We start from the raw sequence: 25,228 nt of genomic DNA, 5'->3' as shown, positions 1-25,228 counted from the left end.
GACAAGGGGGCGCGGTCACTCGGCCGCGCGCAGGACGGGCGGGCCCGATGCGGGCCGCGACGGATCGTCCTCGACATCCCAGACGATTTCGGGCCGCTTCAGACGCCGCGCATCGCGGTTCAGCGCAAGATCGCGCGCCACATCGTCCGACGCCAAGGCGCGCAGCCGCCGCATTCCGCGATAGGCGCCCGCCTCGATCCACACGCGAAGGGCCAGCATCGACGGCGTAAAGATCAGCGTCAGAACGGTGGCGATGCCAAGGCCGAACACCACGGCCGTGGCCAGTTGTTTCCACCACAGGGCCGTGGGGCTGTCGATGGAATAGCCGCCGGCAATGAAATCCAGCGACAGGCCGAACATCATCGGCGCCAGGCCCGCCATCGTCGTGATCGTCGTCAGCAGGACGGGGCGGATCCGATCCTCGGCGGTGCGAACGATGGCCTCGATCCGGGGCATGTAGCGGCTGTAATCCTGGTAGGTGTCGATCAGCACGATGTTGTTGTTCACGACGATCCCGGCCAGCGCGACGATGCCGGTGCCCGTCATGATGATGCTGAAGGGCTGTCCCATCACCAGCATCCCGACCAGGCTGCCCGAAACGGACAGCACCACCGCCGTCAGCACCAGCGCGGAATTGTAAAAGCTGTTGAACTGCGCCAGCAGGATGATGAACATCAGCCCCAGGGCCGCGGCGAAGGCGGTCATCAGGAACGCCTCGCTCTCGGCCTGATCTTCCTGCTCGCCGGTCCATTGCCAGCCGATACCGGGGGGTAAGGGTTCGGCCGATTCAAGCCATTCGGTCAGATGCGCGATGCGTTCGTTGGCGTTGACGGGCTGCGACGACAGATCGTCGGCCGCCGCCTCGATTCCCGCGACGGTGAAGCCGTCCGCGACTTCGACAAGCGCCACGGGCGCGCCGGCGACGGTCAGCATCGCCAGCGCCTGCTGCCCCGGTTCGGCGGGTCGGGCGTAACCGGCGACGGTCCCGTCCGGCGTCACCAGCTTGCGCAGACCCGGCGATACGCCGGCCTTCACGTCGAAATAGCGCTTCTGATCGACGCGGTCGATCTGTCCCAGACTTGCGACCGGCTTGCGCTCGATGAAGTTCGACAGCGGCACAAGCCCGTCAGGCGTGCGGACCTTGAGGCTGTCCAGCGTCGACAGGATACGGTCCTCCTCGGGCAGGCGCACGCGGATGTCGATCTCCTCGTCCGAGGAATCGACCCGCATCGTGTCGAGGAACAGGCCGCGCGTGACCAGCTGGACCATGCCGCCCACGGTGGCCACATCCGCCCCGAACCGGCCTGCCTTTTCGACATCCACGTCGATCTGCCAGTCGATGCCGGGCAACGGGCGGCTGTCCTCGACATCGACGAGACCGGGCGTCGCGGCGAACTTGTCCTCGACGATTTCGGTGGCGGTCAACAGCGTTTCGCGGTCGTCCCCGGTCAGCCGCAGATGCACCGGCTTGGCATCCGCTGGCCCCATCGACAGGTTGAGCGTTTCGAACCGGATGCCCGGAATGGCGGACAGGCGCTGTTCCAGACTGGCCATCACCACATCGCCGTCAAGCTGTTCCAGCGTGATTTCATCGGAATGCGACGCGGCATAGGCGGGTCGATCCTCCCACGGGATCAACTCGATCTGGATCTGTCCGATAGCGTCCAGCGGCCCTTCGGACCCGATCGTGTTGGCATTCAGCCCGCCTTCACCGGCAAAGGCGAAACCGCTCTGGATGCCGGGGGTGGTCAGCACCACCGCTTCCGCCTGCGACAGAAGGTCGTCCTTTTCCGCAAGCGACAGATTCCCGCGCGCCCGGATATAGACGATGGCCTGTTCGGGCTCGCTTTCGACGAAGAACTCCACGCCGTTGTTGTTGGCCGCGTAATAGCCGAAGACCGATACGACGAAGAAGATCACCGCGCCGATACTGACCAGCGGCATGACCGGGTTGCCGGCGATGGCCTTGGTGAAATGGCCGAAGGGCGTCCTGCGATGGCCCGAGCGGATACTTCCGGCGCGCCTGGCGATGCGGACCGATCCCAGCGTGATCGCCGTCAGGAACGCGCCGCCCAGCAACAGCACGGCACCCAGGGCATTCGCGGCAAGGGAAGGGGCCGAGGCGGGCAAAAGATAGGCCGCGTTCAGCGACTGCATGGCGCCAAGAAACACCAGATAGGCGGACGGCACGACCAGCGCCGCGCGCAACAGCCACGGCAGCCGGGCGCGCAGGACGTTGGCGGTGCGGTCGAAGATACGGCTGATACGTCCGGCAACGCCGCCCATGACCGGAAGGTAGATGAGTGCGACGACAAGCGATGCCGACAGCACGAAGATCAGCGTCACCGGCAGCATTCCCATGAACTCGCCCGCGATGCCGGGCCAGAACAGCATCGGCAGGAACGCGCAAAGGGTCGTCGCGGTCGAGGAGACGATGGGCCAGAACATCCGTTTCGCGGCTTCAGTGAACGCCGCCATCGGCCCCGATCCTTCGGTGATCCGGCGGTCGGCGTATTCGACGACGACAATGGCGCCGTCCACCAGCATCCCGACCGCAAGGATCAGGCCGAACATCACGATGTTCGAAATGGTGATGTTCATCACGCCCAGAAGAATGAAGCACAACAGGAACGATGTGGGGATGGCAAAGCCCACCAACAGCGCCGAGCGGATGCCCAGCGATGCCAGCACGACGATCATCACCAGTGCGATGGCGGTCAGGACGGACCCTTCCAGTTGGGTGACCATCGACGCGACCTGCCGCGACTGGTCGTTCGACGTGCCCACGTCGATGGCGCGCCGCAGGTCTTCGGGCCAGTCCACTTCGGCCGCCGCGACCTCGGCCTTGACCAGCGCGACGGTGTCTATCAGGTTGAATCCCTTGCGCTTGACGATCTGAAGGGCGACCGTGGGCTCGCCGTTGAAGCGCGCGGTGGCGGTGCGATCCTCGAACGTCAGCCGGATATCGGCCAGATCGCCCAGCGTGACGACCCGGTCGCCGTTCACCTTGACGGGCAGGTCGTAGATATCGCCGATCTCGTCGAAGCTGGACGGAATCTTGACGGCGAACGTACCGCCGGGGGCCTCGACCTCGCCGGCGGCGATCAGCTGGTTGTTGTTCTGAACGACCTGAAGCAATTCGGCGGCGGTGACGTTGTACGCCTCCAGCCGAAGCGGGTCGATGACGACCTCGATCATCTCGTCACGGTCGCCGGCGATGCTGACGCGCAGGACCGGCTCGAGCGTTTCCAGACGGTCCTGCAATCCGCGCGCGACCCGCAGCAGCGTGCGTTCCGGCAGCGGGCCGGTCAGGTTGACGATCACGATGGGAAATTCGGAAAAGTTGATCTCGTTGATCGAATACTGATCGCCGCCATCGGGAAACTTGGCCTCGGCGTTGTTCATGCGATCGCGCACATCGGCGATGATCTGGCTCTTGTCCCAGCCGAATTCGAATTCGAGCGCGACGCCGGCATAGCCTTCGGCGGCGGTGGCGGTCATCGTCTTCAGCCCGTCGAGATCGCTGAGTTCGGTCTCCATCGGCTTGACCAGCAGCGTTTCGGCATCCTGCGCCGAAATGCCGGGAAACGGCACGGAAACGAAGAGCGCCGGGATCTCGATATCCGGCTCTCCTTCCTTGGGAAGCGAGGTATAGGTCAGCCACCCCGCCGTCAGCGATAGCAGGATGAAGGCGATGACCATACGCGCATGGCTTGCGGCCCAGTCGATGATCCGGGTCATTGCGCCCGTTCCCGCAGCGTTACATCCACCGACGTTCCGTCCGTCACGTATTCCTGTCCGACCACGATAACCGTCGCGAAATCGTCCAGCCCGGTGATCCACACGCCTTCAGGGCTGTCGCGCAGAAGTTGTACCGGCGTGAAAAGGGCGGTTCCATCGTCCACGGTACGCACGCCCAGATCGCCGGTATCGTCCAGCGTTAGCGCCGATTGCGGCAACAGATGGGCGGTCCGCCCGTCCGACGCGATCAGGATCTCGGCGGTCTGGCCGTCCCTGATGGCCAGATCGGCATTGGCGACCTCGACCTCGGTGCGGAACGTGCGCGTCTGCTCGTCGGCGGCACGCGACAGGAAGCTGACGATGCCCTGCACCTGCTGCCCCGATGCCAGCCGCCCGCCCGCGGGGCTGCCCGGTGCAACCTTGTCCACGTCGGTTTCAGGCACGAACCCGACCAGCTTGATCGGATCCAGTTGCACGATGGTGGCGCAGAGGCTGCCGGGCTGCATCAATTCGCCAAGCTCGGCCGTGTCGCTTTCGAGAAGGCCGCCGAAAGGCGCCCGGATTTCCAACCGCTCGATCTCTTTCTCGGCGGCGGCGACGACGGCCTGCGCGGCCTGTTCGCCCGCCGCGGCCGATGTCAGCCCGGACCGGGCCGCTTCTATCGCCGCAAGCGCGGATTCGACCGCAGCATTTGCAGACGCCACGCGGGTATCGGACGCGAATCCGCCTTCCGACAGCTTCTGCGCCGCGTTCTGCTCGATCCGCGCCTCGCTCAGGCGCGCTTCGGCCTCGGCGACACGGGCGCGCGCTTCGGGGGCGCGGGCGCGCGCTTCGGCCAGCCGGGCCTGCGCCTCGGTCAACGTCACCTCGCGCGTTCCGGGGTCGAGCCGGCACAGAAGCTGGCCTTCCTCGACGAAACTGCCCTTGCGCAGGGGGTCCGAGACGATCCTGCCGCTGGTTTCGGCGCGCACATCGACCTGGCGGGCCGCTTCCGTCCGACCGCGCAGGCGTACCGCGCTGTCGATCTGCTGCGCCTGCGACGTCACCGCCACCACGGGAACGGCCCCGGCGCGACCGTCCTGCGGCGCGGTTTCGACATCGATGGGCACCTCGGCCGCACCGGCGAAATCCAGCAGGGCCGGCCGCTCGAACACAAGAAGGTAGAGCGACGCCATGACCAAAAGGGCGGTCAGGATCGAAATCAGGCGCATGAAGCGGTTCCGGTCAATTGCGGGCAATTCCAGCGTCTAGCGACATAAGCAAGGTGGGCGTTCATTGAAAGATGCGACAGTGAACCGAACGGTTCAGATCGGTCGAAATCGGCCGGTCTGCCACATCGGGGCGACACAGCCGGGCCGCGGGCCTTGGCAACGGCGGGGGCTGCGCGCTATGAGCGCAGGGCGGGACGGAGGCAGTGGTGAGCAACAGCGACAGTTTCATCGACGAGGTGACGGAGGAACTCCGCCGCGACCGTCTGTTCGCGATGCTGCGACGGTATGGCTGGATCGCCGTCCTGGTCGTGCTGCTGCTGGTCGGCGGGGCCGCTTTCATTGAATGGCGGCGCGCGCAGGACCGGGCGGCGGCGCAGACGTTCGGCGACGCGATCCTGTCGGCGTTGGAGGAAGGCACGCCCGAGGCGCGCCGCGACGCGCTGCTGGCGATCCCGGTCGAGGGCACGCGGAAGGTTCTGCTGGCCATGCTTGCCGCCGACACGCTGGATGATGCGGATGCGCGGAATCGGACCGCACAGGATTTGCTGGCCGTTTCGCAGGACGCGACAATTCCCGCAATCTATCGCGAACTGTCGACGCTGAAATACGCGATGCTGGCCCAAAACGATCTGACGCCGCAACAGGTGCGCGACCTGCTTGAGCCGCTGACCATTCCGGGTGCGCCCTATCGTCTGCTAGCCGAAGAACAGGTGGCACTGACCTTCATCGCCGAGGGCGACACCGAAGCGGCCATGGCCCGGTTGCAGGCCATCCTGGCGGACGACGCCGCCGGGCGGGACCTGGGCACGCGGGCACGGCAATTGATCGTCGCACTGGGCGGAACGCTCGATGCGGTTTGATACCGGGCAGGAGCGTCTGGGGACGGGACGGATCGTAACCATGCAATCCGCCGGTCTTCTGCTGGCCGTCTGTCTCGGCCTTGCCGGGTGCGGCGCGCGCGAGGTCGTGCTGACGGGCGAACGGCTGAACCCCTGGGCCGATCTCGATGCCCCGTCGGATTTTGAGAAGGGCGATGTCGCCCGGCCGATTTCGCTGCCGCCGCCGGTGACGCAAGGTAATTGGACGCACAGGGCCGGCAATGCCGCACACGACATGCCGCACGCGGCCTTGCGCGCGCAGATCGTGCCGGTCTGGACGGCGGGGATCGGGGCCGGGGAAAGCCGCAAGTTTCGCATCACGGCCGATCCGGTCGTCGCGGGCGGCCGCGTCTTCACCGCCGACAGCCGCGCGCGGGTCATGGCGCACTCGACATCGGGCGCGCCGCTCTGGTCACGCGATCTGGTGCCACCGGGCGAAAGCAGGGATGCGGCATCGGGGGCAGGGCTGGCGGTCGACGGGCAGCGGCTTTACGTGACGACGGCCTTCGGCGATCTGGTGGCGCTGGATGCGGCAACCGGCGTGCCGCTCTGGACGCAGGAACTGGGGGCCGCCCCTGCGGGGGCGCCGACGGTACTGGACGGCACCGTCTTCGTCGTCGCCCGCGACGCGACCGCATGGGCCGTCGATGCCGCCAACGGCAAGGTGCGCTGGACGCTGCCCGGCACACCGTCGCCTTCCGGCGTGGTCGGCGGCGCGGCGCCCGCCGCGCAAGGCCAGCTGGTCGTGCTGCCGTTCGCCAGCCGCGAGCTGATCGGCGCGCGCGCGGCCGGCGGAACGCCGGTCTGGACGGCGAACGTCGCGGGACGACGGCTTGGGCGGGTCTATGCCCGCATCGGCGACATTTCGGGCGACCCGGTGATCGACGGCGGCACGGTCTATGCCGGCAGCCCCTCGGGGCGGATCAACGCGTTCGACTTCGCCACCGGGGATCAACTCTGGTCGGCCGAGGAAGGGGCGATGTCGCCGGTCGTCGTCGCGGGCGGATCGGTTTTCGCCGTGACCGACCGGGCCGAACTGGTCAGGCTCGACGCCGGCACGGGCGCGCGTATCTGGGGCACGAAGTTGCCGTATTTCATCGCGGCAAAGTTGAAGAAGCGGCAGGGGGTGACGGCGCATTACGGCCCGGTTCTGGCGGGCGGACGGCTTTGGGTCGCCTCGACCGACGGTCTGCTGCGCGCCTTCGATCCGGTCTCGGGCGCGCTGACCGCGACGGCACCCCTGCCGGGCGGCGCGGCCAGCAACCCCGTCGTGGCGAACAACACCCTCTATGTCATATCCAAGCGCGGGCAGCTTCTGGCGTTTCGCTAAGCGGCGGTGTAACCCCCCGGTCTGCATCTGATCGGAGCGTCCGATGACCTTTACCCTGGCGATCGTCGGCCGGCCCAATGTGGGCAAGTCCACCCTGTTCAACCGGCTTGTCGGAAAGCGGCTGGCGCTGGTGGACGATCAGCCGGGCGTGACCCGCGATCTGCGCGAGGGCGTGGCCCGGCTGGGGGATCTGCGATTCACGGTCATCGACACGGCGGGGCTTGAGGAAGCCACCGACGACAGCCTGCCCGGCCGGATGCGCAAGCTGACGGAACGGGCCGTGGACATGGCGGATGTCTGCCTAATGCTGATGGACGCCCGCGTCGGCGTCACGCCGGTGGACGAGGCGGTGGCCGAGATCTTGCGCAGGCGGGGCGGCCGCGTCATCCTGGCCGCCAACAAGGCCGAAGGGCGCGCCGCCGATGGCGGTCTGATCGAAGCCTACTCGCTCGGTCTGGGCGAACCGATCCGGCTGTCGGCCGAACACGGCGAGGGGCTGAACGACCTGCTGTCGCAATTGATGCCCCTATCCGACGCGCTGGGCGAGCGGGCCGCCGAAATCGCCGAGGAAGCCCCCGAAACCGACCGCGACGTGACCGATGACGACGACGCGGTTTCCCATGCGCCGACCCGCGCGCGCCCCCTGCAAGTGGCGGTCGTTGGCCGTCCCAATGCAGGAAAATCCACGTTGGTCAACGCGCTGCTGGGCGAGGACCGGCTGCTTGTCGGGCCCGAGGCGGGCATCACCCGCGATGCGATCTCGGTCACGATGGATTGGCCCGGCCCGGATGGCGCGGTCCCCGTGCGGATGTTCGACACCGCGGGCATGCGCAAGAAGGCGAAGGTCCAGGAAAAGCTGGAACGGCTCAGCGTGGCGGACGGCCTGCGCGCGGTGAAGTTCGCCGAGGTGGTAGTGGTGCTTCTGGACGCGGCGATCCCGTTCGAGAGTCAGGACCTGCGTATCGCGGATCTGGCCGAGCGCGAAGGCCGCGCCGTGGTCATCGCCGTCAACAAGTGGGACGCCGAGCCCGATCGCGCGGCCAAACTGGCCCTGCTGCGCGAGGAATGCGAACGCCTGTTGCCGCAATTGCGCGGGGTGCCCCTGGTCACGGTGTCGGCGCTGACCGGAAGGGGGCTGGACCGTCTGCAATCGGCGATCGTCGGCGCGCATGAAGTCTGGAACCGCCGCGTGCCGACGGCCAGACTGAACCAGTGGCTGTCGGGCATGGTCGAGGCGCATCCGCCACCCGCCCCCGGCGGACGGCGGATCAAGCTGCGCTACATGACGCAGGCGAAGACCCGTCCGCCCGGTTTCGTTGTCATGTGCAGCCATCCCGAAAAGGTCGCGGAAAGTTATTCGCGCTATTTGATCAACGGGCTGCGAGCGACGTTCGACATGCCCGGAACGCCGATCCGGCTGTGGATGCGGTCGCAATCGGCGGCGAATCCCTACAAGGGACGGACGAAATCCACACCGTCCCGCCTGCGCAAGCATCTGGGCAAGGGGCGCGCCGACGAGTGACCGTCAGGTCCGCCGCAGCCCGGCCAGGGCCAGTCCGATCATGATGGCGGCGCCGCCGACCGCGCCCCAGCCAAGGTCGGTTTCCCAGTTCTGTGCCGCGATGCCCGCCGACGCCCAAGCGATCGCCGCCGGAAAGGCGGTGCCGCCGCGCGCAAGCCAGACCAGTCCGCCGCAGACGATGACGGCCACCAGAACCGCCCAGGCCGCCGTAATCGGCGACAACAATCCGTATCCGGCCGCCAGAAGGCCGAGCGCGACGAAACTGGCCGCCGTCAACCATCCCGCATAGAGCCCGAGCGGGGCCATCAGCAGCAGACGGTCCGTCGCGGGAGCGCGGATATAGGCGACGAGGGACGCGATCAGCATGACCCAGATCAGCAGGGTCGCCCAGATCGGCGACAGGGCGGCGACCCCCAGCCAGATCGTCCCGACAGCCAGGCTGACGGCAAGGGGCACGCGGATGTCCGCCCAAGCGGGATCGTCGCGGCGCCGGGCGACACCGTAGATCGCGCTGACGACGAGCCACGCATAGATCAGACCCCAGATCGAGAAGGCCCAGCCCGCAGGCTGCGCCGGCGGATCGACCTGCGGCACCGGATATTGGCCGGGGTCGAACCCGGCGAAGTCGGGAAAGACCAGCGGCGACGCGGCGAAGACGAGCGTGAGGATCAGGACGAGATAGGACATTCCACCACCTTGATGCCTGCCGAAATCATGCCGCGATCCGCGTCATGCCGGCCAGATACGGGGCCAGCGCGGGCGGCAGGACGACGCTGCCATCGCCCTGCTGGCCGTTCTCCAGCACGGCGATCAGCGTCCGTCCGACAGCCAGTCCCGATCCGTTCAGCGTATGAACGAAGCGCGGCCGGGGATCGTCGGCCGATCTGAAGCGCGCGTTCATCCGTCTCGCCTGAAAGTCGCCGGTGGTCGAGACGCTGGAAATCTCGCGGTATGTCCTTTGTCCGGGCAGCCACGCCTCGATGTCGAAGGTGCGGCGCGCGCCGAAGCCGGTATCGCCAGAACACAGCTTGACCGTCCGGTAAGGCAGGTCCAGCCGTTCCAGCACCGTTTCCGCACAGCGCAGCATCCGCAACTGTTCGTCCTCGCTGTCTTCGGGGCGGGTGATCGCCACCATCTCGACCTTCTCGAACTGGTGCTGGCGCAGCATCCCGGCCGTGTCCTTGCCTGCCGATCCCGCCTCGGACCGGAAGCAAAGCGAATGCGCCGTCATCCGCAGCGGCAGCGCGTCGGCGTCCAGCACCGTTTCGCGCACCGTGTTCGTCAGGGTGACTTCGGATGTCGGAATCAGCCAGCGTCCGTCCGTCAGGCGAAAGCTGTCCTCGGCGAATTTCGGCAACTGGTTGGTGCCATACATCGCGTCGTCCCGCACGATGACGGGCGCGTTGATTTCGGTCATGCCGTGTTCGGTGGTGTGGATGTCCAGCATGAACTGCGCGAGGGCGCGGTGCAGACGCGCGACGGTGCCGCGCAGCACGACGAAGCGGCTGCCCGACAACCTGGCCGCTGTCGCGAAGTCCAGATCCGCCGCGACGGCCGGGATCTGATAATGTTCCTGCGGCGCGAAGTCGAAGTCGCGCGGCGTGCCCCAGCGCTTGACCTCGATGTTGTCGGCCTCGTCCCGGCCATCCGGCACATCGGGAGCGAGGACATTCGGCAATTCCAGCAGCAGCCGGGACTGCTGTGCGTCGAGATCGCGTGCCTGGGCTTCGCGGTCGGCCATACGCGTCTTGCTGTCGGCGACCTCGGCGCGCAGGCGGGCGAATGCGGCGTCGTCGCCGGCCGCTTTGGCAGCGCCCGCCTCGCGGCTGGCGGCGTTCTGGCGGGCCTTGGCGGATTCAGCCTCGTGAATGGCGGCGCGGCGGGCCTCGTCCAGCGACAGGATGCGATCCGCGATGCCGGTCAACCCCCGACGGCCCATTGCAGCGTCGAAGGCGGCGGGATCGTCGCGGATCAGGCGGATATCGTGCATGGCGTCCTCTGTCTTGGCCTGCAAGGGGTATGCCGGATGCGCCAAGCGATGAGAACAGCAATCTGGGAGGTCAGGGAAACTCGGCCGGGTCGAACGTGACGGCGAGGCTTCCCTGATCGCCGCGCGTGGCGACCATGATGCCCGCAATCCGCCATTCCCCGTTCTCGTATCGCAGCAGAGGCGAGCCCGACATGCCCGAACGGGCCGAACAATCGAGATAGATCAGCCGGTCGGTCCGTTCCTGCACCCCGCAATGGACGATCTGCCGACCGCCGGCCAGATCGCCGGGATAGCCCGCGACGACCAGCGTCTCGCCCTTCTCGGGCGGGCTGGTGACGGTCAGCGGCCGGGCCGAGTCGCGTGGAAGACGCAGCCGCAGGATGGCCACGTCGCGCTCGATCTCGGTCGAGGCCTTGTTCTTGGGCAGGCGCTGGAAGCTTTGGGTCATGCCCAGCGCCGTCGATGCCCCTTCGGTCAGCCCCGCGACGAAAGGCTGATGGGTGCGGCCTTTCTGGCCGGGCGGGCCGGCGCAATGACCGGCCGTGGCGATCCGATCGGGGCCGATGACCGATGCGGTGCAGCCGCCGCCGAAAGGCCCGAGCCGCCCCAGATGTCCGATGGCGCCAAGCGTCGCGGGATCGGGTATTTCGGGGTTCACGGCGCGGGCAGGCAACGCCGCGATCGTCAGAAGCAGGGCGAAAAGGCGGATCATCTGTCGAGTTTCGCACGCGCCCCTCGCCGCCCGCAAGGCATGTCCGGCCTTGCTTGCAAACGGGCCATACGCTCGCTAAAGGTCGGCCGATCAACTCGGGCGTTGCTGCGCCGCGGCCCCAGACAAAGGACCGATCCATGTTCGTTACCCCGGCCTACGCCCAGGCGGCCGGAGGCGCGGCAAGCGCCTTCACCAGCTTCGTTCCGCTGATCCTGATCTTCGCGATCATGTATTTCCTTCTGATCCGGCCCCAGCAGAAGAAGGCCAAGGAACATGCGGCGATGGTCGCCGCCGTGCGGCGCGGCGATGTCGTGGTGACGGCGGGCGGGCTGGTCGGCAAGGTCAGCAAGGTCAAGGACGACGGCGAGATCGAGGTCGAACTGGCCGAGAACGTCCGCGTCCGGGTCGTCAAGGCCACCCTGGCGCAGGTCCGCACCCGCACCGAACCCGCCGAAGCCTGATCGCTTCGGCCTATCGCGTCCGAAAGGCCGTCTGTCATGCTACAGATTCCGTTGTGGAGACGCCTGTTGATCTGGGGCGTCGTGGCGCTTGGGGTCGTGCTTGCGCTGCCAAACGCGTTCTACAGCCGGGTCGAGCAGGCCAATGACGCGCGGATTTCCATCGAACGGAACGGGGCCACGCCCGAGGCGATGATGGCGGCCGAACGGTGGCCGGCCTGGTTGCCCTCGGGTTTGGTGAACCTCGGACTCGATCTGCGGGGCGGCGCGCATCTTCTGGCCGAGGTTCAGGTCGAGGATGTCTATGCCGGCCGGATGGATGCGCTGTGGCCCGAATTGCGCGATGCCCTGCGCGCCGTCCGGGACGAGGTCGGGACGATCCGGCGTGTCGACGAGGGCGGCGATGCCCTGGTCGTGCGGCTGTCCGATGCGGCCGGACTGCCCCGCGCGATGGAAGTCGCGCGCGCCCTTGCGCGGCCGGTGGTCTCGCTGACCGGGGTGGGCGCGACCGACTATGCCGTCAGCGGATCGGCAACCGATGGCGGCGGCGCCGAGATCCGCGTCGCCCTGTCGGAGGAAGAACGGCGCGCGACGGATGATCGCACGATCCGCCAAAGCCTCGAGATCATCCGCCGGCGGGTGGACGAGGTCGGTACGCGCGAACCGACCATCCAGCGCCAGGGTGCGGATCGCATCCTGATCCAGGTGCCCGGCATCGGGTCGGCGGACGAATTGAAGGCGTTGATCGGCACGACGGCCCAACTGACGTTCAATCCCGTCGTCGGCCGCACCGGCGACCCGGACCAGAGCGTCGGCGCGCGCAACGTCATGCTGCCCGCGATGGACGAGCCGAACACCTGGTATGTCGTCGAACGCACCCCCGTCGTGACCGGAGAGGAGCTGGTAGATGCCCAGCCGGCCTTCGACCAGAACGGCCGTCCTGCGGTCAATTTCCGCTTTAACCCCGCGGGCGCCCGCAAATTCGGCGATTACACGGCCGAGAATATCGGTTCGCCCTTCGCAATCGTTCTGGACGAGGAAGTCATCAGCGCCCCCGTGATCCAGTCGCATATTCCAGGCGGCAGCGGCATCATCACCGGCAACTTCACGGTCGAGGAATCGACGAATCTGGCGGTGCTGCTTCGCGCCGGTGCCCTGCCCGCGGAATTGACGTTTCTGGAAGAGCGGACCATCGGGCCGGAACTGGGACAGGACAGCATCGATGCGGGACGACTGGCCAGTGTTGTGGCATTTGTCGCTGTCCTCGTTGTGATGGGCCTGTCCTATGGCCTGTTCGGCTGGCTGGCCAATATCGCACTGATCTTCAACGTCGCGCTGATCTTCGGCGCGTTGTCCCTGATCGGGGCCACGCTGACATTGCCCGGTATCGCGGGCATCGTGCTGACCATCGGCATGGCGGTCGATGCCAATGTCCTGACTTTCGAGCGGATCCGCGAGGAGTTGAAGACGGCACGCGGGCCGGCGCGCGCGATCGAGCTTGGTTATGAACGCGCCCTGTCCGCCATCGTCGATGCGAACATCACCACGTTCATCATCGCGGTTATCCTGTTTACCCTCGGATCGGGCCCTGTGCGTGGCTTTGCGGTGACGCTGGGAATCGGCATCCTGACATCGGTGTTCACGGCGATCTTCGTCACGCGATTGATGGTCGTGACGTGGTTCGAACGCCGACGCCCCAAGACGATCGAGGTCTGATCCCATGCGTCTCAAGCTCGTTCCCGACCATACCGAAATCGACTTTTTCAAGCATGCAAGGCTGACCTTCGGGGCCTCCGTTGTCGCCGTGATCGTTTCGCTGGTCATCTGGGCGACGGTCGGTCTGAACTTCGGCATTGATTTCCTTGGCGGAACGACCATCCGCACGGAAAGCGCGCAACCGGTGGACATCGGCACCTACCGCGGCGCGCTGGATACGCTCGACCTCGGCGATGTGTCGATCACCGAGGTGTTCGATCCGACCTTCGGGCCGGACCGCAACGTCGCCATGATCCGCATTCAGGCGCAGGATGCCGAACAGAGCGTGACGCCGGAAACGGTCGCTACGATCGAAGCGGCATTGCGGGCCGCCGTCCCCGACATAGCTTTCGTTTCGGTGGAATCGGTCGGGCCGAAAGTCTCGGGCGAGCTGATCCGCACGGCCTTCATCGCCGTGGGCGCGTCGATGGCCGCGATCCTGTTCTATATATGGCTTCGCTTCGAATGGCAGTTCTCGGTCGGTGCCGTTGCCGCGTTGTTCCACGATATTATCGTGACCATCGGGCTGTTCTCGCTTCTGGGGATCCGGTTCGATCTGGCCACGATTGCCGCGCTTCTGACCATCATCGGCTATTCCATCAACGACACCGTCGTGATCTTCGACCGCCTGCGCGAGAACCTCAGGAAATACAAGCAGACACCGCTGCGCGACGTCATGAACCTGAGCGTCAACGAGACGCTCAGCCGGACGGTGATGACGAGCGGCACCACCTTGCTGGCCCTGGCGGCAATGCTGATCCTCGGCGGCGATGTGATCCGCAGCTTCGTCTTCGCGATCTTCTGGGGCATCATCGTCGGTACGTATTCGTCGGTTTTCGTGGCCAAGAACATCGTTCTCTATCTGGGCGTGACGCGGGATTGGTCGAAGAAGGACAAGACCGGCGGCAACGCATTCGCGGATGTCGACGCGTAGGGAACAGCGATGCGTCTGAACGAAGTCGATTATGACGGACGCCGGCCCGTAGACGGCTACGGCCCCGGCTTTTTTCGGATAGACGGCAGGGTCTATCGCGGATCCGTCGCCGTTCTGCCCGAGGGGCCACGGATGTGGGGCGGCTATGACGATACCGCGACGCTGCTGGCCGTGGCGGAGCAGGTCGATGTCCTGCTGATCGGCACCGGGGTCGAGATCGCGCCGCTGCCCCGCGCGTTTCGCCAGTTGCTTGAAGATGCTGGTCTGGGGCTGGAGATCATGGCGACGGGTGCTGCCTGCCGTACCTACAACGTGCTGCTTGGTGAAGGGCGACGGATCGGCGCGGCACTGCTTGCCGTCTGACGCCGTTTCGATGCCGGAAGCGGCATGGCGCTGATCCTGCGCGACATCGCCGTGGCGCGCGGCGGGGTTCCCGTGCTAGAGGGGGTGTCGGCCCGCATCGAGACGGGGCAGGCGCTGATCCTGCGTGGCCCGAACGGGATTGGCAAGACATCGCTACTGCGCGCGGTGGCGGGTCTTCAGCCGCTGCTGGAAGGCACTGTCGAACCCGATACCGGGCAGATGGCCTATGGCGCCCACGCTGACGGCATCAAGGCGCAGATGTCCGTTGCGGAGAATCTGCGTTTCTGGGCCGGCCTGCACGGCACTTCCGATATCGACGCGGCGCTGACCGCATTCTCGCTTGACGGACTGGCCGGTCGGCTGGCCGCAACGCTGTCGGCGGGGCAGAAACGGCGGGTGGGTCTGGCGCGCCTGCTGGTGACGGGGCGTCCCATCTGGCTGCTGGACGAACCGACCGTCTCGCTCGACACCGCCTCGACGGCTTTGTTCGGTCAGGCTGTCGACGCGCATCTGCGCCGGGGCGGCACCGCGCTGATCGCCACGCATGTCGGCTGCGGTATTGACGCGCCGGTCCTCGACCTGGCGCCCTACAAGGCCAAGCCGCGGGATTTGGCGGGGTTCGGCGGTAACGGGGGCTTTGCATGATCCGGCTGATCCTGCGCGACGTGACGCTGGCGGTACGGGCAGGGGGCGGGTTCGGTCTGGGGCTGGCCTTCTATCTGATCGTCGTCGTGTTGACGCCCTTCGCCATCGGGCCGGAATCTGGTCAATTATCGCGGATCGCCCCCGGTATCCTGTGGCTCGGGGCGCTGCTGGCCTGCCTGCTGTCGCTCGACCGGATCTTTGCGCTGGATCGCGAGGATGGCACGCTGGAGCTGTTGGCCACCGCACCCGTCCCGATGGAAGGCATCGCCCTGGCCAAGGCCGTCGCTCACTGGCTGACGACCGGCCTGCCGCTGACGCTGTCGGCGCCGATTCTTGCCGTCTTGCTGAACCTGCCGGCGCCCGGTCACGTCTGGCTTGCGGCAAGCCTTGCAATCGGGACCCCCGCGCTCAGTCTGATCGGGACGTTCGGGGCGGCGCTGACCGTGGGGTTGCGGCGCGGCGGATTGTTGTTGTCGCTGCTGGTGCTGCCGCTCTACGTACCGACGCTGATCTTCGGCGCCGAAGTCGCGCGCCGCGGGGCGGAGGGAATGGATTTGTCGGCCCCTCTGATTCTGCTTGCCGCTGTCTCTGCGGGCAGCGTCGCGCTGCTGCCCTTCGCGGCTTCGGCTGCTTTGCGGGTGAACTTGCGCTGACGCAACATGCGGTCCTTGAGGCCGACGGGGGCAGGGGCTAGATGGTGCGGCATGTCGCAAGCCTTTTCCATCTGGAGCTATGCCAACCCGACGCGGTTCATGGCCACGACCGAACGGGCGGTTCCGGTCCTCGGGGGGCTGGCGGGCGGCTTGCTGGCATTGGGGCTGATCTGGGGGTTCTTCTTCACGCCCGATGACTATCGGCAGGGAGCGACGGTAAAGATCATCTACCTTCACGTGCCGTCCGCCATGATGGCGATCAACGCATGGGCGATGATGCTGGTCGCGTCGCTGATCTGGCTGATCCGCCGTCATCACGTCAGTGCCTTGGCAGCGAAGGCGGCGGCGCCGGTCGGGATCACCATGACCCTGATCGCTCTGGTGACGGGTGCGCTGTGGGGACAGCCGATGTGGGGCACGTTCTGGGCGTGGGATCCGCGCCTGACCTCGTTTCTGATCCTGTTCCTTTTCTATCTCGGCTACATCGCCTTATGGCAGGCCATCGAGGATCCCGATACCGCCGCGGACCTGACTTCGGTCCTGTGTCTTGTCGGGTCGGTCTTCGCGGTTCTGTCGCGCTATGCGGTCAACTTCTGGAATCAGGGGTTGCACCAGGGCGCATCGCTGAGCCTCGACAAGGCCGAAAACGTGTCCGACGTGTTTTATTATCCGCTTCTGGTCTGCATTGCTGCCTTCGTTCTGCTGTTCGTAGCACTTGTCCTGGCACGGACGCGGACGGAAATCCGGGCAAGGCGGCTGGCCGTGCTGGAAGCCCGCGAAAGGATGGAATGATGCCCGATCTGGGACGTTATGCGGTGGAGGTGCTGTCGGCTTATGGCATGGCGCTGGGGTTGCTGGGCGCGCTTGTCGGGCTGACCGCATTCAAGGGCCGTCAGGTGCGCCGCCGCCTTGCCGATGCGGAGGCGCGCCGCCGTGGCTAGGTTTCCGGTTCTCGCGGTCATTCCGCCGGTCGTCTTTGCCGGGCTGGCGGCGCTGTTCTTCGTCGGCATGCAGCGCGAGGATCCCGATGCGCTGCCATCGACCTTCATCGGTCGGCCGGCCCCTGCCGTTTCCGTCGCCCCGCTTGGCGATCTTTCCGAGTTCGACGAGGCGATGCTGGCCCAACCGGGCGTCAAGCTTGTTAACTTCTGGGCGAGCTGGTGCGCGCCTTGCCGTGTCGAGCACCCGACGCTGGAGAAGCTTGCAGCGGAGGGAGTTCCGATTCATGGCATTAACTACAAGGACGATCCCGCCAAGGCATTGGGCTTTCTGGACGAGCTTGGATCGCCCTACGCGTCCATCGGCGCCGACGTGGATGGCAGGACGGCACGGGATTGGGGCGTTTACGGTGTGCCCGAAACCTTCGTGATCGACGGCGAGGGCCGGATCGTTCTGCGGTTCGCCGGGCCGGTGACGACCCGGTCGCTGGAGGGCCAGATCCGGCCTGCGATAGCGTCGGCGCAAGGCGAGATTGGCCAGCCGGGCACACCGTGACGCCTGCCGCGCGTGTCGCGACGGCGATCGAGCTTATCGACCGTATCGACGCCGGGGCACCGGCCGAGAAGGTTCTGACGAACTGGGCCAGATCTGCGCGGCATGCCGGGTCGAAGGACCGCGCCGCCATTCGCGATCACGTCTTCGACGTTCTGCGACGCTGGTGGTCGACGGCTGCCGAGGGCGGTGCGGCGACCGGACGCGGACGGATGATCGGCCTGATGCGCCAGCAGGGCATCGCGCCGGAAACGATGTTCACCGGCCAGACCTATGCCCCGGCGATCATCGAGCCGGGGGAAGGCGTGGCGTGGCCGATGGACGGTCCGGTTGCGCTCGACTGCCCTGGCTGGCTGGAACCGTCGATGAGGCGTGCGCTTGGGGCGGATTTTGCCGCAATCATGGACCGTCTGCGCCACCGTGCGCCCCTGCATCTGCGGGTAAACCTGCGCAAGACCGATAGGGCAGGGGCGATAGCGTCGCTCGCAACCGATGGCATCCGGGCGGTGGACGGACCATTGTCGCCGACCTGTCTGGAGGTGGTCGATAACGCGCGGGCGGTGCAGCGAAGCCGGGCCTATCTTGATGGGCTGGTCGAGATGCAGGACGCGGCAAGCCAGCGTATCTGCGATCTGCTGCCTGTGCGGGACGGTCAGCGCGTTCTGGATTACTGCGCGGGCGGGGGCGGAAAGGCCCTGTCGATCCTCGGCCGTGCCGATATAGCGATGGACGCTCACGATATCGACGCCAGCCGGATGGCCGGTTTGCCCGCGCGTGCCGACCGGGCCGGCGTGACGGTGAGAATCGTGGACAGGTCCGCATTGCGTTCCGGCGATTACGATCTGGTGCTGGTCGATGCGCCCTGTTCCGGGTCGGGGGCCTGGCGTCGCAACCCTGAAGGCAAGCTGCGACTGGATGCGGCACGCCTGACCGAGCTTCAGCGTCTGCAATCGAAGATCCTGCGGCAGGCTTCAGCCCTGGTGGCGCGCGATGGCGTGCTGGCCTATGCGACCTGCTCGCTCCTCGCGGAAGAAAACGATGCAATCGTCGACGGATTCCTTGCGGACAGTCCTTCGTGGCATCCGGTCCTCCGTCGCAGGCTGACGCCATTGGAAGGCGGCGACGGCTTTTACGTTGCGCTCATGTCACAAAGACAGGCGTTTTAGCAACCTGCGGTTGATAGATGCACGTCTTTTCGCAGGCTGCGATTAGGGGTTTTTCAATCGATCCGGCGCATCCTCCGGTTTCATCGTATCGAGGGCTATATGCGCATGGACAGTCCGGTTCGCAGCGGCAAATTAGAGCTGGAAAGCCTGCGTCCCTTGGCGGGTCGCCCGTTGGTCGCCGCTGCCGCGATACTGGCGGCTGTCCTGATCCTCGCCGGGATAAAGGAAAGCGGCGGTTATCTTGTCCTGACGGCGATGGCCGGAACGGCCTTCGTCTCGGCCTTGGCCGGCTTTCTCTGCCAGCCAGCGACCGTCCGTGGCAGCGAGGTCCAGACCATCGAAGCGCTTTACGGCGCCGACACCGACCTTGCATTCGTGACGGATGCCCGGGGGGCGATCGTTTGGGTCAACGATGCAGCTCAGAGACGTGCATCTGGAAGCGGACCGAACCATGCCAGAACGATAGTCAGCGATTGCTTTGCCGATCCGGCGGTCGGGGTCACCGACCTGATCGCGCAGGCAGCCGAACAAGGTCGCGCGTCCCGAAGAATTGGCCGCACCCTTGTGACCGTTCGTTTGATGCCCGGCACCCGCCTGTTCTGGACAGTCGAGACGGAAACCGACCTGATGATTGCACCCGATGCGTTGGCGTGGCTTCGGATGGGCCGCTCGGGCGGGATCGTTGCGGCCAGTCCTGCCTTTCTTGCCAAGGTTCCCGACCCGATCCGCTGGCGGCAAGGTCTGGACAGCCAGGATATCGCGATGGCAAGTGACCGTCCGGTGTTGCTGAACGATCAGGCCGGCGGACGGTTGACCGTTCTGCTTGGCGGGCCGGATGGGGCCATCGATGCCGTCCTGCTGCCGTCGGCCGGGCTGTCGGCAGTCGGACACGAAAGCGCGCTGGACCTCGTGCCGGTCCCCGTCCTTCAGATCGATGCGGAAGGCCGGGTCAGCCATGCGAACGGATTGGCACGCGACCTGCTGGAATTGCCGGACACCGCCGCAAAACCGATGCTGGCCGATCTTTTCGAAGGCTTGGGTCGTCCGGTCGGCGAATGGCTCGACGATGCTTTTGGCGGGCGCATTTCCCTCAAGCCCGAGGTGTTGCGTGCGGCACGGCCGGATGCGGAGCTGTTCGTTCAGGTCACCCTGGGCCATGCCGATATGGGAACCGGCCCGAAATTGCTGGCGGTCCTGCATGACGCCACCGAACTCAAGACGCTCGAGGCGCAATTCGTCCAAAGCCAGAAGATGCAGGCGATCGGTCAGCTCGCTGGCGGCGTCGCGCACGATTTCAACAACCTGTTGACCGCGATCGGCGGACATTGCGACCTGCTGCTGCTGCGTCACGACGCAGGCGATCAGGACTTCGCGGATCTCGAACAGATCAACCAGAATGCAAACCGCGCCGCGGCCTTGGTCCGGCAGCTGCTGGCCTTCTCGCGCAAGCAGAACCTGCAACCGGAAATGATCGACCTGCGCGAAGCGCTGTCGGAACTTACCCATCTGCTGAACCGGCTTGTGGGAGAGAAGGTGACGCTGACCTTCGATCACGATCCGGACCTGCATCTGATCCGGGCCGATCGCCGTCAGATCGAGCAGGTCATCGTCAATCTCGTCGTCAATGCCCGCGACGCGATGCCCTCGGGCGGACGGGTTCGAATCTCCACCCGAATGCGGGTTGTGAGCGATCCTTTGCAGCGCGACCGCGTGACGGTGCCGGCGGGCCGCTACGTCCTGGTGCAGGTGAGGGACGAGGGGCACGGCATCCCCCATGACAAGCTGCCCAAGATCTTCGAGCCGTTCTTCACGACAAAAAGAGTGGGCGAAGGAACGGGCCTTGGACTGTCCACGGCTTACGGCATCGTCAAGCAGACCGGCGGATATATTTTCGCCGATAGCGATGCAGGGCTCGGCGCGGAGTTCAGCCTGTTGTTTCCGGCCCATGATCCGGCATGTGTGGTAAAGTCGGAACCCGCGATCATCGCCCGATCCGACGTGGCTTCCAAGGCCGGAGAAGGGGTTGTCCTGCTCGTCGAGGACGAGCCGCCCGTCCGCGCCTTTGCCTGCCGCGCGCTGCGACTGTGGGGCTTTACCGTTATCGAAGCGGAAGATGCCGAAAGCGCGCTGGAAAAGCTCTCGGATCCCGACCTTCATATCGACGTGTTCGTCACGGACGTCATCATGCCGGGCCGCGATGGCCCGTCCTGGGTCCAGGAGGCGCTGCGCACCCGTCCTGACGTGCGGGTCGTCTTCATCTCGGGCTATGCACAGGAGAATTTCCACGACACGCAGACCCGGATCCCCAATTCGGTCTTCCTGCCGAAGCCCTTCTCGCTGACCGACCTGACGAAGATCGTCCAGGATCAGATGGTATGACCGCCATCCGAAGATCCAATCCTGAGCGAATTCAAGATGACGACTTGAAAAGTTCTTCTTATGTTCCCACTATCGGACCAAAGGGAATCCCGGAACCACAGCAGTCATTGCCGCTATCACGCGGGCATGCAACAAGGATCGAAACATGAGCATGGCACGTATTCTCGACATGGCAGACAAGCGCAGCGGCGACAAGCAGAAGGCCCTCGATTCCGCCCTCGCGCAGATCGAGCGGCAGTTCGGCAAGGGCTCGATCATGAAGCTGGGTGGCGACAACCCGTTGCCCGATTTCGAATCGACGTCGACTGGATCGCTGGGTCTGGATATCGCCCTTGGTATCGGTGGCCTGCCCAAAGGCCGGATCGTCGAGATTTACGGGCCCGAAAGTTCCGGCAAGACGACCTTGACGCTTCATGTCGTTGCGGAGGAACAGAAAAAGGGGGGCGTCTGCGCCTTCGTCGATGCCGAACACGCACTCGATCCGCAATATGCGCGGCGGTTGGGCGTGAACCTTGACGAACTGCTGATCAGCCAGCCGGATACCGGCGAACAGGCGCTTGAAATCGTCGATACGCTGGTCCGCTCGGGCGCGGTCAATCTTGTGGTCGTGGACAGCGTTGCCGCGCTGACGCCGAAATCCGAGCTTGAGGGCGATATGGGCGACAGTTCGGTCGGCGTGCATGCCCGTCTGATGAGCCAAGCGATGCGCAAACTGACCGGGTCGATCAGCCGATCTGGCTGCATGGTCATTTTCATCAACCAGATTCGCATGAAGATCGGCGTGATGTTTGGCAGCCCGGAAACGACGACCGGCGGCAATGCGCTGAAGTTCTACAGTTCGGTCCGTCTCGACATCCGCCGGATCGGGTCGATCAAGGACCGTGACGAAGTCGTGGGCAACCAGACGCGCGTGAAGGTGGTCAAGAACAAGGTCGCACCGCCCTTCAAGCAGGTCGAATTCGACATCATGTACGGCGAAGGCATATCGAAGGCAGGCGAGCTGCTCGATCTTGGCGTCAAGGCCGGCGTGGTCGACAAGTCGGGATCTTGGTTTTCCTATGGCGACGAGCGGATCGGGCAGGGTCGCGAGAACGCCAAGCAGTTCCTGCGCGACAATCCGGCCATGGCCATGCAGATAGAGGACAAGATCCGGGCATCCCATGGCCTCGACTTCCACACCTCCGACTCCGAAGATTCGGAGGAGATGCTGGAGGAGTGATGTGACGGCGGGGCCTGTATCCCGGCGCTGACAGTCGGATGCCACCCTTCCGCTTGCCCGATGCGGGGAGCGGCGTTACATCCGAAGCTTGCCGCCATCACCCAAGCGCGAGGACCCGCACGTTTCATGCCATCGCTCAACGACATCCGGTCGACCTTCCTCGATTTCTTTGTAAAGCATGGGCACCGGCAGGTTCCGAGCAGTTCGTTGGTTCCAAAGAACGATCCGACGCTGATGTTCACCAATTCGGGAATGGTGCAGTTCAAGAACCTGTTCACCGGCGTCGAACATCGCGATTATAAGCGTGCGACGACCAGCCAGAAATGTGTACGGGCCGGTGGCAAGCATAACGACCTCGACAATGTCGGATATACGGCCCGGCATCACACGTTCTTCGAGATGCTGGGAAACTTCAGTTTCGGAGATTATTTCAAGGGCGACGCCATACCGTTCGCCTGGGATTTGATTACCAAGGAATTCGGGATCGACCCTTCCCGTCTTCTTGTGACCGTCTATCACACCGACGATGAAGCGGCGTCGATCTGGAAGAAGCATGCCGGTTTACCGGACAGCCGGATCCTGCGGATCGCAACAGACGACAATTTCTGGATGATGGGTCCGACCGGGCCCTGCGGCCCGTGTTCCGAGATCTTCTACGATCACGGCGATCACATCCCCGGAGGGCCGCCGGGCAGTCCCGACGAGGATGGCGACAGGTTCATCGAGATCTGGAATCTTGTCTTCATGCAGTACGAACGGTTCGAGGACGGCAGCCAGCGCGACCTGCCCAATCAATCGATCGATACCGGAATGGGGCTGGAACGGATCGGCGCGCTGTTGCAGGGCAAGCACGACAATTACGACACAGACCTGCTGCGAACGCTGATCGAGGCATCGGCGCACGTCACCCATACGGATCCCGATGGGCCGGGCAATGTGCATCATCGCGTCATCGCCGATCATCTGCGATCGACATCCTTTCTGATTGCCGATGGAGTCATGCCGTCAAGCGAGGGGCGCGGTTACGTGCTGCGGCGGATCATGCGGCGGGCGATGCGCCATGCGCACCTGCTGGGCGCGAAGGATCCGGTGATGTATCGCCTTGTGCCCGCTTTGGTTCGGGAAATGGGCCAAGCATTCCCGGAATTGAGCCAGTCGCAGGCGACGATCGAGGAAACCCTGCTGGGCGAGGAAACGCGGTTCCGGCAGACGCTCGAACGGGGGTTGCGGCTGCTGGATGACGAGTTGGCGGTGCTGCCCGACGGTGCCGAATTGCCCGGCGAGACGGCATTCAAACTTTACGACACGTATGGCTTCCCCCTCGACCTGACGCAGGACGCTTTACGGGAAAGGGGCCGCGGCGTGAACACCGAGGCGTTCACCAGCGCCATGGCCGAGCAGAAGCGGCAGGCGCGGGCCGCTTGGACGGGGTCCGGCGAGGTTGCCGATCAGGCGATCTGGTTCGACGTGTTCGAGCGGCACGGTCCGACCGAGTTCCTGGGCTATGATACCCTGGAAGCCGAAGGGCAGATCACGACGCTGGTCGCGGGAACGGCAGAAGTCGACGATGTGCCTTTGGGGCAGTCAGTTCAGGTCGTCGTCAACCAGACGCCGTTCTACGCGGAGGCAGGCGGCCAGGTTGGCGATCAGGGAACGATCCGCACACCGACGGCCTTGTTGCGGGTGACGGATACGCGGAAAGTCGCGGGCGTCTTCATTCATCTTGCTGACATCGTGGAAGGCAACGTCCGCACCGGCCAACCGGCGCAACTGACAGTCGATGCGGACAGACGTGCGCGGATACGGGCCAATCATTCGGCAACGCATCTTCTGCACGAGGCGCTGCGTCAGACGCTGGGCCCCCATGTCGCGCAGCGCGGATCGCTGAACGCGCCCGACAGGCTGCGCTTCGATTTCAGCCATCCCAAGCCGCTTGCCCCGACGGAGCTTGCAACAGTCGAACGCGAGATCAACCACTTCATCCGCCAGAACTCTGCCGTCGAAACCCGTATCATGACGCCCGACGAGGCCCGCGCGTTGGGTGCGCAGGCCCTGTTCGGCGAAAAGTACGGGGACGAGGTGCGCGTAGTGTCCATGGGTCATGCGAATACCGGACGCGGGTCTAATGGTGCGACTTGGTCGATCGAACTTTGCGGTGGCACCCATGTGCGGCAAACGGGCGAGATCGGGCTGTGCGTTCTGCTGGGCGACGCCGCGTCGTCGTCGGGCGTCCGTCGGATCGAAGCGCTGACGGGGCAGGCCGCGCTCGATCACCTTTCCCTTCAGGCGGCCCGGCTGGCCGAGACGGCCGCAATGCTGCGCACGCCGCCGGGCGAAGTGACGGAGCGCGTGAAGGGCCTTCTGGACGAGAGGCGCGATCTGGCCGCCCAGCTCGGCCGGCTTCGCCGCGACGCGGCGATGGGGGGGGCGGCAATAGGACAGGCTTCCGAAACCGTCGCGGGAATCGCATTCGCGGCGCAGGCGGTCGAAAATGTGAGCGGCAAGGACCTGCCCGCCCTGATTGACGAACTCAAGGGGCGGCTGGGCAGCGGGATCGCCCTGCTGATCGCGGATACGGGTGGGAAGGCGGCGGTGGCCGCTGGCGTCACCGACGATTTGACAGGGCGCATCTCGGCTGTCGATATCGTGCGTACTGCTGTCGGTGAACTGGGCGGCAAGGGCGGGGGCGGGCGACCCGATATGGCGCAAGGCGGCGGGCCGGATGTCAGTCGAGCCGATGCGGCGATTTCGGCCGTACGCACCATGCTGGAAGGGGTCTGA

At 65.5% G+C, this 25,228-nt stretch carries 21 protein-coding genes; 16 read left to right on the top strand and 5 right to left on the bottom strand.

Annotation, left to right across the window (positions count from 1 at the left end):
* Nucleotides 1–15: 15 nt before the first annotated feature.
* Together OCGS_RS11585 and OCGS_RS11580 are read right to left on the bottom strand one after the other, a co-directional pair.
* Nucleotides 16–3,741 carry an efflux RND transporter permease subunit gene (locus OCGS_RS11585; RefSeq protein WP_007427431.1) on the bottom strand — a complete coding sequence of 1,242 codons (3,726 nt, stop codon included), beginning with the start codon at nt 3,739–3,741 and terminating at the stop codon, nt 16–18.
* On the bottom strand, nt 3,738–4,952 hold the full coding sequence (locus OCGS_RS11580; protein WP_007427430.1) for an efflux RND transporter periplasmic adaptor subunit: 1,215 nt from the start codon (nt 4,950–4,952) through the stop codon (nt 3,738–3,740). Before OCGS_RS11580 ends, OCGS_RS11585 begins: the two co-directional genes overlap by 4 nt.
* A gap of 206 nt (nt 4,953–5,158) precedes the next feature.
* On the opposite strand from OCGS_RS11580, the gene OCGS_RS11575 reads away from it, so the two are divergent.
* Genes OCGS_RS11575 through der form a run of 3 tightly spaced genes read left to right on the top strand, consistent with a single transcriptional unit; the run spans nt 5,159 to nt 8,682 of the window.
* The gene (locus OCGS_RS11575) at nt 5,159–5,812 is read left to right on the top strand and encodes a hypothetical protein (protein ID WP_007427429.1); all 654 of its coding nucleotides are present in this window, start codon (nt 5,159–5,161) and stop codon (nt 5,810–5,812) included.
* Nucleotides 5,802–7,160: an outer membrane protein assembly factor BamB family protein gene (locus OCGS_RS11570; RefSeq protein ID WP_007427428.1), complete on the top strand. Its 1,359-nt coding sequence runs from the start codon at nt 5,802–5,804 to the stop codon at nt 7,158–7,160. The genes OCGS_RS11575 and OCGS_RS11570 overlap by 11 nt, the downstream gene beginning before the upstream one ends.
* Nucleotides 7,161–7,203: 43 nt before the next feature.
* The gene (der, locus tag OCGS_RS11565; RefSeq protein WP_007427427.1) at nt 7,204–8,682 is read left to right on the top strand and encodes a ribosome biogenesis GTPase Der; all 1,479 of its coding nucleotides are present in this window, start codon (nt 7,204–7,206) and stop codon (nt 8,680–8,682) included.
* Between the two features lie 3 nt (nt 8,683–8,685).
* Here the strand turns inward: der and OCGS_RS11560 are convergent, their stop codons facing one another.
* The 3 genes from OCGS_RS11560 to OCGS_RS11550 all read right to left on the bottom strand — a co-directional run bounded on the left by OCGS_RS11560 (nt 8,686) and on the right by OCGS_RS11550 (nt 11,384).
* Nucleotides 8,686–9,369: a tryptophan-rich sensory protein gene (locus OCGS_RS11560; RefSeq protein ID WP_007427426.1), complete on the bottom strand. Its 684-nt coding sequence runs from the start codon at nt 9,367–9,369 to the stop codon at nt 8,686–8,688.
* Nucleotides 9,370–9,394: 25 nt separating this feature from the next.
* Nucleotides 9,395–10,672, bottom strand: coding sequence for a serine--tRNA ligase (serS, locus tag OCGS_RS11555; RefSeq protein WP_007427425.1), 1,278 nt, complete (start codon nt 10,670–10,672; stop codon nt 9,395–9,397).
* Between the two features lie 70 nt (nt 10,673–10,742).
* Complete coding sequence (locus OCGS_RS11550) at nt 10,743–11,384, bottom strand: trypsin-like serine peptidase (protein ID WP_007427424.1); 642 nt, start codon at nt 11,382–11,384, stop codon at nt 10,743–10,745.
* 137 nt (nt 11,385–11,521) lie between these two features.
* On the opposite strand from OCGS_RS11550, the gene yajC reads away from it, so the two are divergent.
* From yajC to alaS, 13 genes are all read left to right on the top strand, one after another.
* Nucleotides 11,522–11,845 (top strand): preprotein translocase subunit YajC, encoded by a 324-nt coding sequence (yajC, locus tag OCGS_RS11545; protein ID WP_007427423.1) that lies wholly within the window; start codon nt 11,522–11,524, stop codon nt 11,843–11,845.
* Between the two features lie 36 nt (nt 11,846–11,881).
* Nucleotides 11,882–13,558: a protein translocase subunit SecD gene (gene secD / locus OCGS_RS11540; RefSeq protein ID WP_007427422.1), complete on the top strand. Its 1,677-nt coding sequence runs from the start codon at nt 11,882–11,884 to the stop codon at nt 13,556–13,558.
* A 4-nt stretch (nt 13,559–13,562) separates the two neighbouring features.
* Nucleotides 13,563–14,531 (top strand): protein translocase subunit SecF, encoded by a 969-nt coding sequence (secF, locus tag OCGS_RS11535; RefSeq protein ID WP_007427421.1) that lies wholly within the window; start codon nt 13,563–13,565, stop codon nt 14,529–14,531.
* A gap of 9 nt (nt 14,532–14,540) precedes the next feature.
* Complete coding sequence (locus tag OCGS_RS11530; RefSeq protein WP_007427420.1) at nt 14,541–14,894, top strand: Mth938-like domain-containing protein; 354 nt, start codon at nt 14,541–14,543, stop codon at nt 14,892–14,894.
* A 24-nt stretch (nt 14,895–14,918) separates the two neighbouring features.
* On the top strand, nt 14,919–15,539 hold the full coding sequence (gene ccmA / locus OCGS_RS11525; protein WP_007427419.1) for a heme ABC exporter ATP-binding protein CcmA: 621 nt from the start codon (nt 14,919–14,921) through the stop codon (nt 15,537–15,539).
* Nucleotides 15,536–16,192: a heme exporter protein CcmB gene (gene ccmB, locus OCGS_RS11520; protein ID WP_007427418.1), complete on the top strand. Its 657-nt coding sequence runs from the start codon at nt 15,536–15,538 to the stop codon at nt 16,190–16,192. The genes ccmA and ccmB overlap by 4 nt, the downstream gene beginning before the upstream one ends.
* A 51-nt stretch (nt 16,193–16,243) precedes the next feature.
* On the top strand, nt 16,244–16,984 hold the full coding sequence (locus OCGS_RS11515; RefSeq protein WP_007427417.1) for a heme ABC transporter permease: 741 nt from the start codon (nt 16,244–16,246) through the stop codon (nt 16,982–16,984).
* Nucleotides 16,984–17,133, top strand: coding sequence for a heme exporter protein CcmD (ccmD, locus tag OCGS_RS11510; protein WP_040610993.1), 150 nt, complete (start codon nt 16,984–16,986; stop codon nt 17,131–17,133). The genes OCGS_RS11515 and ccmD overlap by 1 nt, the downstream gene beginning before the upstream one ends.
* Complete coding sequence (locus tag OCGS_RS11505; RefSeq protein WP_007427415.1) at nt 17,126–17,686, top strand: DsbE family thiol:disulfide interchange protein; 561 nt, start codon at nt 17,126–17,128, stop codon at nt 17,684–17,686. The genes ccmD and OCGS_RS11505 overlap by 8 nt, the downstream gene beginning before the upstream one ends.
* Nucleotides 17,683–18,849 carry an RsmB/NOP family class I SAM-dependent RNA methyltransferase gene (locus OCGS_RS11500; RefSeq protein ID WP_007427414.1) on the top strand — a complete coding sequence of 389 codons (1,167 nt, stop codon included), beginning with the start codon at nt 17,683–17,685 and terminating at the stop codon, nt 18,847–18,849. Before OCGS_RS11505 ends, OCGS_RS11500 begins: the two co-directional genes overlap by 4 nt.
* A 99-nt stretch (nt 18,850–18,948) precedes the next feature.
* A complete protein-coding gene (locus OCGS_RS11495) occupies nt 18,949–21,228 on the top strand; it encodes a hybrid sensor histidine kinase/response regulator (RefSeq protein ID WP_007427413.1) in 2,280 nt (759 codons plus the stop codon).
* A 145-nt stretch (nt 21,229–21,373) separates the two neighbouring features.
* Nucleotides 21,374–22,447, top strand: coding sequence for a recombinase RecA (recA, locus tag OCGS_RS11490; RefSeq protein WP_007427412.1), 1,074 nt, complete (start codon nt 21,374–21,376; stop codon nt 22,445–22,447).
* Nucleotides 22,448–22,573: 126 nt separating this feature from the next.
* A complete protein-coding gene (alaS, locus tag OCGS_RS11485; protein WP_007427411.1) occupies nt 22,574–25,228 on the top strand; it encodes an alanine--tRNA ligase in 2,655 nt (884 codons plus the stop codon).

Source organism: Oceaniovalibus guishaninsula JLT2003 (genome assembly GCF_000299575.1).
Lineage (GTDB): Bacteria > Pseudomonadota > Alphaproteobacteria > Rhodobacterales > Rhodobacteraceae > Palleronia > Palleronia guishaninsula.
The sequence above is the reverse complement of the archived record's forward strand: the minus strand, read 5'-3'. Positions and strand labels throughout refer to the sequence as shown.

Coding starts and splice junctions, on each gene's coding strand:
- OCGS_RS11495 (WP_007427413.1), top strand. CDS start 18,949: ATGCGCATGGACAGTCCGGTTCGCAGCGGCAAATTAGAGCTGGAAAGC.
- OCGS_RS11530 (WP_007427420.1), top strand. CDS start 14,541: ATGCGTCTGAACGAAGTCGATTATGACGGACGCCGGCCCGTAGACGGC.
- ccmB (WP_007427418.1), top strand. CDS start 15,536: ATGATCCGGCTGATCCTGCGCGACGTGACGCTGGCGGTACGGGCAGGG.
- yajC (WP_007427423.1), top strand. CDS start 11,522: ATGTTCGTTACCCCGGCCTACGCCCAGGCGGCCGGAGGCGCGGCAAGC.
- OCGS_RS11570 (WP_007427428.1), top strand. CDS start 5,802: ATGCGGTTTGATACCGGGCAGGAGCGTCTGGGGACGGGACGGATCGTA.
- secF (WP_007427421.1), top strand. CDS start 13,563: ATGCGTCTCAAGCTCGTTCCCGACCATACCGAAATCGACTTTTTCAAG.
- OCGS_RS11560 (WP_007427426.1), bottom strand. CDS start 9,369: ATGTCCTATCTCGTCCTGATCCTCACGCTCGTCTTCGCCGCGTCGCCG.
- ccmA (WP_007427419.1), top strand. CDS start 14,919: ATGGCGCTGATCCTGCGCGACATCGCCGTGGCGCGCGGCGGGGTTCCC.
- secD (WP_007427422.1), top strand. CDS start 11,882: ATGCTACAGATTCCGTTGTGGAGACGCCTGTTGATCTGGGGCGTCGTG.
- serS (WP_007427425.1), bottom strand. CDS start 10,672: ATGCACGATATCCGCCTGATCCGCGACGATCCCGCCGCCTTCGACGCT.
- der (WP_007427427.1), top strand. CDS start 7,204: ATGACCTTTACCCTGGCGATCGTCGGCCGGCCCAATGTGGGCAAGTCC.
- OCGS_RS11585 (WP_007427431.1), bottom strand. CDS start 3,741: ATGACCCGGATCATCGACTGGGCCGCAAGCCATGCGCGTATGGTCATC.
- ccmD (WP_040610993.1), top strand. CDS start 16,984: ATGCCCGATCTGGGACGTTATGCGGTGGAGGTGCTGTCGGCTTATGGC.
- OCGS_RS11550 (WP_007427424.1), bottom strand. CDS start 11,384: ATGATCCGCCTTTTCGCCCTGCTTCTGACGATCGCGGCGTTGCCTGCC.
- OCGS_RS11580 (WP_007427430.1), bottom strand. CDS start 4,952: ATGCGCCTGATTTCGATCCTGACCGCCCTTTTGGTCATGGCGTCGCTC.
- OCGS_RS11515 (WP_007427417.1), top strand. CDS start 16,244: ATGTCGCAAGCCTTTTCCATCTGGAGCTATGCCAACCCGACGCGGTTC.
- alaS (WP_007427411.1), top strand. CDS start 22,574: ATGCCATCGCTCAACGACATCCGGTCGACCTTCCTCGATTTCTTTGTA.
- recA (WP_007427412.1), top strand. CDS start 21,374: ATGAGCATGGCACGTATTCTCGACATGGCAGACAAGCGCAGCGGCGAC.